We start from the raw sequence: 13,085 nt of genomic DNA, 5'->3' as shown, positions 1-13,085 counted from the left end.
CGGAGCGCCGTTAGCAGCGGCGCTCCACCTCGTCGGTCCAGCGGACGGGGACCTCTCCGGCGAACCGGGACAGACCGGTGCGCAGTTCGTCCGGGGACAGGCCCCCGTCCTGCCGGCGGGCGATGTATTCGTGCCGCTTGCCGCTGTGCAGCGTCACCCACACCGCGCGATGGTGTTCGTAGCCGCCCGAGGTGCCCTCGTCCCCGAGCTCCCAGATCGCCACGGTGCCGACCTCGATCTCGCGCACCTGAGACCAGGACGCGTCGAAGCGGGTGGCCAGGTGTATGCCGGCCGCGTCCGCGCGGATGACCGGGCGCACCGTTCCGTACACACAGGCCAGGACCAGGAACGCGCCGGCGCCGATGACGAACAGCGCGAAGCCCCAGCCGAAGGCGAGTTTGGCCCAGTCGACCGGGCCGTGCCAGGGGCGGATGCCGGTGAGCATCCACAGGCCGAGCGCGATGAACACGACCCCGATGGCGGCGAACATGCCGAGCCCGTCGGCGTAGACCTCGTACGGCTGCGGTTCCGCGTCACGCACCTGCTCGTCCATGCGCCCACCCCCTGATAGGTGAACTCTGCCCGGGAACGGGCAGAGTTCAACACATTCCGGGCATGCCGAAGGGCCGTTCCTCCCGAGCGGGGGAGCAACGGCCCTTGCGGATGGTGCGGGTACGGCTCAGAAGGCCGCTGTACGGCTCAGAGGACGCGGACGGCGCCCGAGGGGGAGTCGTAGTCCAGAGCGCGCTCGACAACACCGGTGGAGGGGTTCTGCGCGCCGACGAAGTTGCCGCCGCCCACGTAGATCGCCACGTGGTACGCGGAACCCTTGCCGCCCCAGTACAGGATGTCGCCCGGCTGGAGGTTGGAAAGCGAGACGTCGGTGCCCGCGTTCGACTGGTCCTGCGAGACGCGCGGCAGGTCGATGCCGGCCTGGCGGTAGGCGGCCTGCACGAGACCCGAGCAGTCGTACGCGCTGGAGCCGGTGGCGCCCGAGACATAGGCCTTGCCGACCTGGGCAAGCGCGAAGTTCACGATGGCCGCGGCGGAACCCGTGGCGTTGGACGCCTTGAACGAGGTCGTGCCGGTGGACGTGCTGCCGGAGGAGGAGGCGGACTTGAGCGTGGTGCGCTCGGCGGAGCGGGAGGCGCGCTCGGCGGCGTCGGCCTTGGCCTTCGCCTCCGCTTCGGCCTTCGCCTTGGCCTCGGCGGCCTTCTTCTCGGCGTCGTCCTTGGCCTTCTTGGCGTCCTTGGCGGCGCTGGACGCGGCGGCGTCCTGTGCGGCCTGGAGCTGGAGGTCGGCGGCAACTGCCTTGGTGGCCTGCGCGGTGGCGGCGGCGGTGGTCGCGAGGTCGCCCGTCAGCGTGGGCATCTCGATGGTCTCGTTGACCGGCTGAGCGGCGATGGCCGGGGCGGCCGCACCTGCCAGCGCGATGGTGCTGAGTACGCCACCGGCAACTCCGGCCCGGAGCGAGACCTTCGAGGCGCTGCGGCGGGGCTTCCGGTGGCTGGGTATGTGAGCGGTGTGGGACATGGGACAACCGCTATCAGGGGTTCGGGGTTCCCTTCAAGAAACGTGTGCTGCGCCACAGTTGATGCCGGAAGGCCCGAATCCGCTTCTTGCCAGCACTTATTGACGCCGTAACGGACAAACCTGGCATGCGCGATCAGGGCTGTGATCATGGGTTTTCTGTGAAACGCCCGAATTGCCCGGCGCTTACCATCCCCTCACGTCGATGGCCAAGCCCCGTTGATTCCACGACTGTTGATGGGTGACGCAGGTCACAGTGTGGGGAGATCCGGCCGAAGGTAAGGCCGGTGCGGCTCTCGTGAACGCGCGCACGCGTCCACCTCCGGACCCCGAAGTCCCTCCCGCGAGTGAGCGCGGGCCGCTTATCACTGGATGCGCTTTCCTCGCCAATTTGCCTGTAGCGCACATCTCTTGATAACGCCAGACGGCCGCCGACCAGCGGTAACACCTGAAGATGTCACGTCTCGTGATCACTCAGGCGCTTCGCGTATGAAGATCACCGCTCATCCGACTTCATGATCCTTCGTCAGGTGGTGGAGATCACAAAGGCGTTGTCGTACCCCGTGTCGCAGATCACAGACCGGCGGGCATAGGATGCGGGGCAGTCGGGCTTGTGAACTGCCTCACATGTACGCGATCTTCGTGCGGAAATGGGAGGCGGCGAGGTGTTCGCGAGACCCGTGTGCGGTCCAACGGTCAAGGACGACTGGAAGGAGCGAGGAGCGTGAATGCCTACGCGCCCATCCTCGTGCTCGGCGCCCTCGGGGCAGGGTTTGCGATCTTTTCCGTGGTCATGGCCACGCTAATCGGCCCAAAAAGGTACAACCGGGCGAAACTTGAGGCGTACGAGTGCGGCATCGAACCCACTCCCACGCCGGCCGGCGGCGGCCGCTTTCCCATCAAGTACTACCTGACGGCGATGCTCTTCATCGTCTTCGACATCGAGATCGTCTTCCTCTACCCCTGGGCGGTCACGTTCGACGCCCTGGGGCTTTTCGGGCTCGTGGAGATGCTGCTCTTCGTGCTCACCGTCTTCGTCGCCTACGCCTATGTGTGGCGGCGCGGCGGCCTGGAATGGGACTGAGGGGCTGAGGGGCACCTATGGGACTCGAAGAGAAACTGCCTAGCGGCTTCGTACTGACCACTGTTGAGCAGGCCGCGGGCTGGGTGCGCAAGGCGTCCGTCTTCCCCGCCACCTTCGGCCTCGCCTGCTGTGCCATCGAGATGATGACGACGGGTGCGGGCCGCTACGACCTGGCCCGGTTCGGCATGGAGGTCTTCCGCGGCTCCCCGCGCCAGGCCGACCTGATGATCGTGGCCGGGCGGGTCAGCCAGAAGATGGCGCCCGTCCTGCGGCAGGTCTACGACCAGATGCCCAACCCCAAGTGGGTCATTTCCATGGGGGTTTGTGCCTCATCGGGCGGAATGTTTAACAATTACGCAATTGTTCAGGGTGTTGACCACATTGTCCCGGTTGATATCTATCTGCCCGGCTGCCCACCCCGGCCCGAGATGCTGCTCGACGCCATTCTCAAGCTCCACCAGAAGATCCAGGGCGCCAAGCTCGGGGTCAATCAGGAGGAGGCGGCCCGCGAGGCGGAGGAGGCGGCCCTCAAGGCGCTCCCCACCATTGAGATGAAGGGGCTGCTGCGGTGAGCTCTCCCGATACTCCGGACACTCCCGAACAGAGCGGTGTGCCCGCCCCGCGCGAGGACACCGGCGAGGTCATCGGCGTACGCAAGGGCATGTTCGGCGCCAACAACGGCGGTGACACCAGCGGCTACGGCGGTCTGGTGCGGACGGTCGTGCTGCCCGGCGCCACCTCGCGGCCGTACGGCGGCTGGTTCGACGAGGTGGCCGACGAACTCGAAGGCGCCCTGGAGGAGCAGGACCTGCTCCCCGAGAACGCCATCGAGAAGACGGTCGTCGACCGCGGCGAACTCACCTTCCACATCGCGCGCGAGCACCTGCCGCGCGTCGCCCGCACCCTGCGCGACGACCCCGCCCTGCGCTTCGAGCTCTGTACGGGCGTGAGCGGCGTCCACTACCTCGCAGACAAGGGGCGTGAGCTGCACGCCGTCTACCACCTGCGGTCCCTGACCCACGGCCGGCTGATCCGGCTCGAAGTGAGCGCCCCCGACAGCGATCCGCACATCCCCTCGCTCGTCGAGGTCTATCCGACCAACGACTGGCACGAGCGCGAGGCGTACGACTTCTTCGGCCTCGTCTTCGACGGCCACCCCGCCCTCACCCGGATCATGATGCCGGACGACTGGCAGGGCTTCCCGCAGCGCAAGGACTACCCCCTCGGCGGCATCGCGGTCGAGTACAAGGGCGCCCAGATCCCGGCTCCGGACCAGCGGAGGTCGTACAGCTGATGAGCACTTCACACGCGTCCGCTCGGGAAACGACCGAGGGGACTGTATATACGGTCACCGGCGGCGACTGGGACGACGTCGTCCAGTCCGCGGCCAAGGCCGACGACGAGCGCATCGTCGTCAACATGGGTCCCCAGCACCCCTCCACGCACGGCGTGCTCCGGCTGATCCTGGAGATCGAGGGCGAGACCGTCACCGAGGCCCGCTGCGGAATCGGTTACCTGCACACCGGCATCGAGAAGAACCTCGAATTCCGCACCTGGACGCAGGGCACCACCTTCGTCACGCGCATGGACTACCTGACGCCGTTCTTCAACGAGACGGCGTACTGCCTCGGCGTCGAGAAGCTCCTCGGCATCACCGAGCAGATCCCGGACCGGGCCTCGGTCATCCGCGTCCTGCTCATGGAGCTCAACCGGCTCTCCTCGCACCTGGTGTGCATCGCCACCGGCGGCATGGAGCTCGGCGCGACCACGATCATGATCTACGGCTTCCGCGACCGTGAACTCATCCTGGACCTGTACGAGTTGATCACCGGCCTGCGCATGAACCACGCGTTCATCCGCCCCGGCGGACTCGCCCAGGACCTGCCGGCGGGCGCGGTCGACCAGCTCCGCGAGTTCGTGAAGACCATGCGCAAGAACCTGCCGGAGTACGACAAGCTCGCCACCGGCAACCCCATCTTCAAGGCCCGTATGCAGGACATCGGTTACCTCGACCTGACCGGCTGCATGGCGCTCGGTGCCACCGGTCCGATCCTGCGCTCGGCCGGTCTGCCGCACGACCTGCGCAAGACCGACCCGTACTGCGGCTACGAGAACTACGACTTCGACATCCCGACCGCCGACACCTGCGACTCCTACGGCCGCTTCCTGGTCCGTCTGGAGGAGATGCGCCAGTCGCTCAGGATCGTCGAGCAGTGCCTGGACCGGCTCGAGCCGGGGCCGGTCATGGTCGAGGACAAGAAGATCGCCTGGCCCGCGCAGCTCGCGCTCGGCCCGGACGGGCTCGGCAACTCCCTCGACCACATCAAGAAGATCATGGGCACCTCCATGGAGTCCCTCATCCACCACTTCAAGCTGGTGACCGAGGGTTTCCGGGTCCCCGCCGGGCAGGCCTACGCGGCCGTCGAGTCGCCCAAGGGTGAACTCGGCGTGCACGTCGTCTCCGACGGCGGCACCCGCCCCTACCGGGTCCACTTCCGTGACCCGTCCTTCACCAATCTGCAGGCCATGGCGGCCATGTGCGAGGGCGGCCAGGTCGCCGACGTCATCGTCGCCGTCGCGTCCATCGACCCCGTGATGGGAGGCGTCGACCGGTGACAGACATCCAATTGGGCATGCCTCAACTGCCCGCGCCCGACTACCCGGCCGATGTGCGCGCCCGGCTCGAAGCGGACGGCAAGGAGATCGTCGCCCGCTACCCCGACAGCCGCTCCGCGCTGCTGCCGCTGCTCCACCTCGTCCAGGCCGAGGAGGGTTACGTCTCGCGCACCGGCATGGCCTTCTGCGCGGACCTCCTGGAGCTGACGACGGCCGAGGTCACGGCCGTGGCCACCTTCTACTCCATGTACCGGCGCAAGCCCTCCGGCGACTACCAGGTCGGCGTGTGCACCAACACGCTGTGCGCGGTGATGGGCGGCGACGCCATCTTCGAGGAGCTGAAGGAACACCTGGCGGTCGGCAACAACGAGACCACCGACGACGGCAAGGTGACGCTGGAGCACATCGAGTGCAACGCGGCCTGCGACTTCGCCCCGGTGGTGATGGTCAACTGGGAGTTCTTCGACAACCAGACCCCCGCGACCGCCAAGCGTCTCGTCGACGACCTGCGCGCCGGCCGCCCGGTCGAGCCCACCCGGGGCGCACCGATGTGCACCTACAAGGAGACCGCGCGGATCCTGGCCGGCTTCCCCGACGAGCGCCCCGGCGCGGTCGCCGCGACCGGCGGCGCCGGTCCCGCCTCGCTCGCCGGACTCCGGCTCGCCAAGGGGGAGACCCCGGGCGCGCGTGTGGTCCACCCGCGCGGCGAGGGCGCGAGCGGCGACGGCCCACGGGACGAACCCCAGCCCGGAGCCCAGCACTTGAGCTCGCACGACGCACCGCAGCAGACCTCAGCGTCCGATCCGGCCCACCCCGCCGGGCCCGCCGCCGAGGAGGGGGAGTGATGACCTTGGCCACCGAGATCGAAGGAAACGGCAACGGGAGCAGCCCGGAGAAGCTGCTCGCGCCGGTCCTCTCCGCCTTCTGGGACCAGCCCGAATCCTGGACCCTGGAGACCTACCGGCGCCACGACGGCTACGAGGGCCTGCGCAAGGCGCTCGCGATGACCCCGGACGACCTCATCGCGTACGTCAAGGACTCCGGCCTGCGCGGCCGCGGCGGCGCGGGCTTCCCGACCGGAATGAAGTGGCAGTTCATCCCGCAGGGCGACGGCAAGCCGCACTACCTGGTCGTCAACGCCGACGAGTCGGAGCCCGGGACCTGCAAGGACATCCCGCTCCTGTTCGCCAACCCGCACTCCCTCATCGAGGGCATCGTGATCGCCTGTTACGCGATCCGTTCCTCGCACGCCTTCATCTATCTGCGCGGCGAAGTCGTCCCCGTACTGCGGCGGCTGCACGAGGCCGTGCGCGAGGCGTACGAGGCCGGCTTCCTCGGCAGGGACATTCTGGGCAGCGGCCTGGACCTCGAACTCACCGTGCACGCGGGCGCGGGCGCGTACATCTGTGGCGAGGAGACCGCACTCCTGGACTCCCTCGAAGGCCGTCGCGGCCAGCCCCGGCTGCGACCCCCCTTCCCTGCGGTCGCCGGTCTGTACGCGTGCCCCACTGTGGTGAACAACGTCGAATCCATCGCCTCGGTTCCCGCGATCCTGAACCGGGGCAAGGACTGGTTCAAATCGATGGGCAGCGAGAAGTCCCCCGGTTTCACGCTGTATTCGCTCAGCGGGCACGTCACGAGCCCCGGCCAGTACGAGGCGCCGCTCGGCATCACGCTGCGCCAGCTGCTCGACATGAGCGGCGGGATGCGCAAGGGCCACCGGCTCAAGTTCTGGACGCCGGGCGGCTCTTCGACCCCGATGTTCACCGACGAGCACCTCGATGTGCCGCTGGACTACGAAGGGGTGGGCGCGGCCGGGTCGATGCTCGGCACCAAGGCGCTCCAGTGCTTCGACGAGACCACCTGTGTGGTGCGGGCGGTCACCCGCTGGACCGAGTTCTACGCCCATGAGTCCTGCGGCAAGTGCACGCCGTGCCGCGAAGGGACGTACTGGCTCGTCCAGTTGCTCCGCGACATCGAGGCCGGCAAGGGCTCGATGGGCGACCTCGACAAGCTGAACGACATCGCCGACAACATCAACGGCAAGTCGTTCTGCGCGCTCGGCGACGGCGCCGCCTCGCCGATCTTCTCCTCGCTCAAGTACTTCCGCGACGAGTACGAGCAGCACATCACGGGCAAGGGCTGCCCCTTCGACCCCGCCAGGTCCACCGCCTGGGCGGACGACAGCACGGAGGTGAACGCATGACTGTGACGACGAGTAGCGCTTCCTCCGGGGGCGGCGAGGCGGCCGGGCCGTCCAAGGCCGTCGAAGAGACAGTCTCGCTGACCATCGACGGCATCGACATCAGCGTCCCCAAGGGCACCCTGGTGATCCGCGCCGCCGAACAGCTCGGCATCGAGATCCCGAGGTTCTGCGACCACCCCCTGCTCGACCCGGCCGGCGCCTGCCGCCAGTGCATCGTCGAGGTCGAGGGCCAGCGCAAGCCGATGGCGTCCTGCACCATCACCTGCACCGACGGCATGGTGGTCAAGTCCCAGCTCTCCTCGCCGGTCGCCGAGAAGGCCCAGCGCGGAGTCATGGAACTCCTCCTGATCAATCACCCGTTGGACTGCCCGGTCTGCGACAAGGGCGGCGAATGCCCCCTTCAGAACCAGGCCATGCAGGTCGGCGACACGGACTCGCGCTTCGAAGGCAAGAAGCGCACCTACGAGAAGCCGGTCCCGATCTCCACCCAGGTGCTCCTGGACCGCGAGCGCTGTGTGCTGTGCGCACGCTGCACCCGCTTCTCCAACCAGATCGCCGGCGACCCCATGATCGAGCTGATCGAGCGGGGCGCGCTCCAGCAGGTCGGCACCGGACAGGGCGACCCCTTCGAGTCGTACTTCTCCGGGAACACCATCCAGATCTGCCCGGTCGGCGCGCTGACCTCGGCCGCCTACCGCTTCCGCTCCCGGCCCTTCGACCTCGTGTCGTCGCCGTCGGTGTGCGAGCACTGCGCGGGCGGCTGCGCGACCCGCACCGACCACCGGCGCGGCAAGGTCATGCGGCGCCTTGCGGCCGACGACCCCGAGGTCAACGAGGAGTGGCTCTGCGACAAGGGCCGGTTCGGCTTCCGGTACGCGCAGCAGCGCGACCGCCTCACCACTCCGCTGGTCCGCAACGAGGACGGCGTCCTCGAACCGGCCAGCTGGCCCGAGGCACTTGAGGCCGCCGCCGCCGGACTGGCCGCCGCGCGCGGCCGGGCCGGGGTCCTGGCCGGCGGCCGGCTGACCGTCGAGGACGCGTACGCCTACGCCAAGTTCGCCCGGATCGCCCTCGACACCAACGACGTCGACTTCCGGGCCCGGGTGCACTCCGCCGAGGAGGCCGACTTCCTGGCCGCCCGTGTCGCCGGGCACGGCCGGGACCTCGACGGGCGGGGCACCACCTACACCTCCCTGGAGAACGCGCCCGCCGTCCTCCTCGTCGGCTTCGAGTCCGAGGAGGAGGCACCCGGCGTCTTCCTGCGGCTGCGCAAGGCCTGGCGCAAGCACGGCCAGCGCACCTTCTCGCTCGCCACCCACATGACCCGCGGCCTGCACAAGGCGGGCGGCACCCTGCTGCCCGCGGCGCCCGGCACCGAGACCGAGTGGCTGGACGCGCTCGCGGGCGGGGTCGGCCTGGACGCGGACGGCGCGAAGGCGGCCGAGGCACTGCGCTCCCCGGGCGCGGTCCTCGTCGTCGGCGAACGACTCGCGGGTGTGCCCGGCGCGCTGACCGCCGCGGTCCGCGCGGCCTCGGCGACCGGCGCCGAGCTGGTGTGGATCCCGCGCCGGGCCGGCGAACGCGGCGCGGTGGAGGCGGGCGCGATCCCGTCGCTGCTGCCCGGCGGCCGCCCCGCCACCGATCCGCGCGCCCGCGAAGAGGTCGCGTCGGCCTGGGGCGTGCGCGAACTCCCGCACCGCTACGGGCGCGACACCGGCCAGATCGTCGAGGCCGCGGCCACCGGCGAACTGGGCGCGCTGCTCGTCGCGGGCGTCGACCCGGCGGACCTGCCGGACCCGGCGCGGGCCCGCGAGGCCCTGGCCGAGGCCTTCGTGGTCAGCCTGGAACTGCGGCCGACCGAGGTCACCGCGCACGCGGACGTGGTCTTCCCGGTCGCGGCCGTCGCGGAGAAGCCCGGCACCTTCCTCAACTGGGAAGGCAGGGCGCGCCTGTTCGAGGCCGCGCTCAAGCCGGAGCAGCTGACCCGCACCCCGGCGCCGACCGACGCCCGCGTGCTGCACATGCTGGCCGACGTCCTTGACGTCCACTTCGCGCTGCCCGACGTCCGGTCCGTACGCGGTGAGATGACCCGGCTCGGCACCTGGGACGGGCCGCGCGCGAGCGAGCCCCTGGAGTCGGCGCAGCAACTGCCCCGGCCCGCCGAGGGCGAGGCGGTCCTCGCCGGACACCGGATGCTGCTCGACCACGGCAGCCTCCAGGAGGGCGACGAGGCGCTGGCCGGCACCCGGCACGCGGCCGTGGCCCGGCTCTCCGCGGCCACCGCGGCCGAGGCCGGAATCAAGGACGGCGACCTCCTTCAGGTCACCGGACCGGCCGGCGGCGTCCAACTCCCGCTCCAGGTGAGCGAGATGCCCGACCGGGTGGTGTGGCTGCCGCTGAACTCCGTCGGCGACGGGGTCACCGCGGACACCGGCGCGGTCCCCGGACAGGTCGTCCGCATCGGCCCGGCCGCTACGGAAGCTCCCACGGAGGTGGTGGAGGCGTGATCACGCTCGCTGCGGAGGACCTCTCCCTGTTCGGCCGCGACCCCTGGTGGCTCGTCGTCGTCAAGGCCGTCTTCTGCTTCGCGTTCCTGATGGTGACCGTGCTGTTCTCCATCGTGTGGGAGCGCAAGGTCGTCGCCTGGATGCAGCTGCGCATCGGCCCCAACCGGCACGGCCCCTGGGGCATGCTCCAGTCGCTCGCCGACGGCATCAAGCTGATGCTGAAGGAAGACGTCATCGTCAAGCGGGCCGACAAGGTCGTCTACGTCCTGGCCCCGGTCATCGCCGCGATCCCGGCGTTCATGGCGATCGCCGTGATCCCGTTCGGGCCAGCGGGCAACGAGGTGTCGATCTTCGGACACCGCACCACGATGCAGCTCACCGACCTGCCGATCGCCATGCTGTACGTGCTGGCCATCGCCTCGGTCGGCATCTACGGCATCGTGCTCGCGGGCTGGTCGTCCGGCTCGACGTACCCGCTGCTCGGCGGCCTGCGCTCGTGCGCGCAGATGATCTCGTACGAGATCGCGATGGGTGCGGCGTTCGCCTCCGTCTTCCTCTACTCGGGGTCGATGTCGACCTCGAAGATCGTGGAGGCGCAGGGCGACCGCTGGTACATCGTGCTGCTTCCGGTCTCCTTCATCATCTACATCATCACGATGGTCGGCGAGACCAACCGGGCCCCGTTCGACATGCCGGAGTCCGAGGGCGACCTGGTCGGCGGCTTCAACACCGAGTACTCGTCCATCAAGTTCGCGATGTTCATGCTCGCCGAGTACGTCAACATGGTCACCGTCTCGGCCGTCGCGACCACCCTCTTCCTCGGCGGCTGGCGCGCACCCTGGCCCATCAGCACCTTCTGGGCCGGCGCGAACCACGGCTGGTGGCCGATGCTCTGGTTCGTCATCAAGGTCCAGCTGCTCCTCTTCTTCTTCATCTGGCTGCGCGGCACGCTGCCCCGGGTCCGCTACGACCAGCTGATGAAGCTGGGGTGGAAGGTCCTCATCCCGGTGTCGGTGGTCTGGCTGATGCTGGTCGCCACCGTGCGGGCGCTGCGCAACGACGGCTACGACTTCTCGAAGATCGTGCTGTACGTCGGCGGCGCGGTCGTCGCGGTGCTGCTGCTCTCCTTCGTCGCGGACGTCTTCCGCGGCAAGAAGGAGGACGCGGAGGACAAGGCTCCGCCCGCCGGCTTCGACCCGATGGCCGGTGGATTCCCGGTGCCGCCGCTGCCCGGCCAGACCCTCCCGCCCGTACCCCGCCGACGGCCGCGCCACGAGCGCGAGTTGATTGTCAGTGGTGGGGCGGATACTCAGAGTGACGGAGAAGGAAGGGAGGACGACGGTGTCTGACAAGTCATCGGCCGGGAAGTCGGGCCAGCCGGGGAAGCCGGACCAGGCGGGGGAGTCGGAGGACAAGTTCCTCAATCCCGTGGCCGGCTTCGGCGTGACCTTCAAGGCCATGTTCAAGAAGCGGCTGACCGAGCAGTACCCGGAACAGCAGAAGGTCACCGCGCCGCGCTTCCACGGCCGCCATCAGCTCAACCGCCATCCGGACGGCCTGGAGAAGTGCGTCGGCTGCGAGCTGTGCGCCTGGGCCTGTCCCGCCGACGCCATCTATGTGGAGGGCGCGGACAACACGGACGAGGAGCGCTACTCGCCGGGCGAGCGTTACGGCCGCGTCTACCAGATCAACTACGCCCGCTGCATCCTGTGCGGCCTGTGCATCGAGGCCTGCCCCACCCGGGCGCTGACGATGACCAACGAGTTCGAGCTGGCCGACTCCTCCCGCGAGAGCCTGATCTACACCAAGGAGCAGCTGCTCGCCGGGCTCGACGAGACCATGGTCGACAGCCCGCACGCGATCTTCCCCGGCATGGACGAGCAGGACTACTACCGGGGCCTGGTCACCGAGGCCGCGCCCGGCACCGTCCGCCAGGTCGCCGCCAGCAAGGGGGAACGGCCCCAGGAGGCCGCCTCCACCTTCGGCGAGGACGAGCCGGCCTCCGGAAAGGTGGTGGGGGCATGAGCGCGCCCACCCAGCTCCTCGCCGCGGCCGCCTCCCACACCTCCACCGGTGAGGCCTTCCAGTTCTGGGTGCTCGGCACGGTCGCCGTGATCGGCGCCCTGTGCACCATCCTCATGAAGAAGGCCGTGCACAGCGCGCTGTGCCTCGCCGGGACCATGATCATCCTCGCGATCTTCTACCTCGCCAACGGGGCGTACTTCCTGGGCATCGTCCAGATCGTCGTCTACACCGGCGCGATCATGATGCTGTTCCTCTTCGTCGTCATGCTGGTCGGCGTCACGGCCGCCGACTCGCTGAAGGAGACCATCAAGGGCCAGCGCTGGTGGGCCGCGGCCTGCGGGCTCGGCTTCGGGGTGCTCCTCATCGCGGGCATCGGCAACGCCTCGCTCACGACCTTCACCGGGCTCGGCGCGGCCAACGCGAACGGCAACGTGGAGGGGCTCGCCACCCTCATCTTCACCAAGTACGTCTTCGCCTTCGAGATCACCGGCGCCCTGCTGATCACCTCGGCGGTCGGCGCGATGGTACTCACCCACCGGGAGCGCACCGAGCGGGCCAGGACCCAGCGGGAGATGTCCGAGGAGCGCGTACGCGGCAAGCACCTGCCCCCGCTGCCCGCCCCCGGCGTCTACGCCCGGCACAACGCGGTGGACATCGCGGGCCTGCTGCCCGACGGCACCCCCTCCGAGCTCACCGTCAACCAGACGCTGCGCGGCCGCGGCCAGATCCGGGACGTGTCGAGCGAGGCGCTCGCCGACCTCAAGGCCCTGGAGCAGCGCTCCGAGGAACGGCTCGGCCGGGACGAGGAGGCGGTCAAGTGAATCCGGTCAACTACCTCTATCTGGCAGCCCTGTTGTTCACCATCGGCGCCGCCGGAGTGCTCATCAGGCGGAACGCGATCGTGGTCTTCATGTGCGTCGAGCTGATGCTCAACGCCTGCAACCTCGCGTTCGTCTGCTTCTCCCGGCTGCACGGCAACCTCGACGGCCAGATCATCGCGTTCTTCACGATGGTCGTCGCCGCCGCGGAGGTCGTCGTCGGGCTCGCGATCATCGTGTCGCTCTTCCGTTCCCGCCACTCGGCCTCGGTCGACGACGCCAGCCTGATGAAGCTGTAA

The 13,085-nt window shown here is 69.1% G+C and carries 13 protein-coding genes; 11 read left to right on the top strand and 2 right to left on the bottom strand.

From position 1 onward, the window contains the following. Nucleotides 1-10: 10 nt before the first annotated feature. Together ACFYZA_RS13685 and ACFYZA_RS13680 are read right to left on the bottom strand one after the other, a co-directional pair. Nucleotides 11-553: a hypothetical protein gene (locus ACFYZA_RS13685; RefSeq protein ID WP_382590983.1), complete on the bottom strand. Its 543-nt coding sequence runs from the start codon at nucleotides 551-553 to the stop codon at nucleotides 11-13. A 146-nt stretch (nucleotides 554-699) separates the two neighbouring features. Then, complete coding sequence (locus ACFYZA_RS13680) at nucleotides 700-1,533, bottom strand: C40 family peptidase (RefSeq protein WP_388490074.1); 834 nt, start codon at nucleotides 1,531-1,533, stop codon at nucleotides 700-702. Between the two features lie 721 nt (nucleotides 1,534-2,254). On the opposite strand from ACFYZA_RS13680, the gene ACFYZA_RS13675 reads away from it, so the two are divergent. The 11 genes from ACFYZA_RS13675 to nuoK are packed head-to-tail and all read left to right on the top strand — an operon-like array spanning nucleotide 2,255 to nucleotide 13,085. After that, nucleotides 2,255-2,614: an NADH-quinone oxidoreductase subunit A gene (locus ACFYZA_RS13675; protein ID WP_030494815.1), complete on the top strand. Its 360-nt coding sequence runs from the start codon at nucleotides 2,255-2,257 to the stop codon at nucleotides 2,612-2,614. A 17-nt stretch (nucleotides 2,615-2,631) separates the two neighbouring features. Then, nucleotides 2,632-3,186, top strand: coding sequence for a NuoB/complex I 20 kDa subunit family protein (locus tag ACFYZA_RS13670; protein WP_382590989.1), 555 nt, complete (start codon nucleotides 2,632-2,634; stop codon nucleotides 3,184-3,186). Then, nucleotides 3,183-3,908, top strand: a complete 726-nt coding sequence (locus ACFYZA_RS13665) for an NADH-quinone oxidoreductase subunit C (RefSeq protein ID WP_382590992.1) — start codon at nucleotides 3,183-3,185, stop codon at nucleotides 3,906-3,908. Before ACFYZA_RS13670 ends, ACFYZA_RS13665 begins: the two co-directional genes overlap by 4 nt. Next, nucleotides 3,908-5,230, top strand: a complete 1,323-nt coding sequence (locus tag ACFYZA_RS13660; RefSeq protein ID WP_388490069.1) for an NADH-quinone oxidoreductase subunit D — start codon at nucleotides 3,908-3,910, stop codon at nucleotides 5,228-5,230. The genes ACFYZA_RS13665 and ACFYZA_RS13660 overlap by 1 nt, the downstream gene beginning before the upstream one ends. A gap of 17 nt (nucleotides 5,231-5,247) precedes the next feature. Next, nucleotides 5,248-6,075 (top strand): NADH-quinone oxidoreductase subunit NuoE, encoded by an 828-nt coding sequence (nuoE, locus tag ACFYZA_RS13655; RefSeq protein WP_388490300.1) that lies wholly within the window; start codon nucleotides 5,248-5,250, stop codon nucleotides 6,073-6,075. Further along, a complete protein-coding gene (nuoF, locus tag ACFYZA_RS13650) occupies nucleotides 6,075-7,436 on the top strand; it encodes an NADH-quinone oxidoreductase subunit NuoF (RefSeq protein ID WP_382590998.1) in 1,362 nt (453 codons plus the stop codon). The genes nuoE and nuoF overlap by 1 nt, the downstream gene beginning before the upstream one ends. Then, nucleotides 7,433-9,943 carry an NADH-quinone oxidoreductase subunit G gene (locus tag ACFYZA_RS13645; protein ID WP_382591001.1) on the top strand — a complete coding sequence of 837 codons (2,511 nt, stop codon included), beginning with the start codon at nucleotides 7,433-7,435 and terminating at the stop codon, nucleotides 9,941-9,943. The genes nuoF and ACFYZA_RS13645 overlap by 4 nt, the downstream gene beginning before the upstream one ends. Further along, nucleotides 9,940-11,292, top strand: a complete 1,353-nt coding sequence (gene nuoH, locus ACFYZA_RS13640; protein WP_382591004.1) for an NADH-quinone oxidoreductase subunit NuoH — start codon at nucleotides 9,940-9,942, stop codon at nucleotides 11,290-11,292. The genes ACFYZA_RS13645 and nuoH overlap by 4 nt, the downstream gene beginning before the upstream one ends. Continuing rightward, on the top strand, nucleotides 11,285-11,968 hold the full coding sequence (gene nuoI / locus ACFYZA_RS13635) for an NADH-quinone oxidoreductase subunit NuoI (RefSeq protein ID WP_388490065.1): 684 nt from the start codon (nucleotides 11,285-11,287) through the stop codon (nucleotides 11,966-11,968). Before nuoH ends, nuoI begins: the two co-directional genes overlap by 8 nt. Beyond that, nucleotides 11,965-12,789 carry an NADH-quinone oxidoreductase subunit J gene (locus ACFYZA_RS13630; RefSeq protein WP_388490062.1) on the top strand — a complete coding sequence of 275 codons (825 nt, stop codon included), beginning with the start codon at nucleotides 11,965-11,967 and terminating at the stop codon, nucleotides 12,787-12,789. Before nuoI ends, ACFYZA_RS13630 begins: the two co-directional genes overlap by 4 nt. Beyond that, a complete protein-coding gene (nuoK, locus tag ACFYZA_RS13625) occupies nucleotides 12,786-13,085 on the top strand; it encodes an NADH-quinone oxidoreductase subunit NuoK (protein ID WP_100578793.1) in 300 nt (99 codons plus the stop codon). The genes ACFYZA_RS13630 and nuoK overlap by 4 nt, the downstream gene beginning before the upstream one ends.

This window comes from Streptomyces sp. NPDC001828 (assembly GCF_042892175.1).
Classification (GTDB): domain Bacteria; phylum Actinomycetota; class Actinomycetes; order Streptomycetales; family Streptomycetaceae; genus Streptomyces.
The sequence above is the reverse complement of the archived record's forward strand: the minus strand, read 5'-3'. Positions and strand labels throughout refer to the sequence as shown.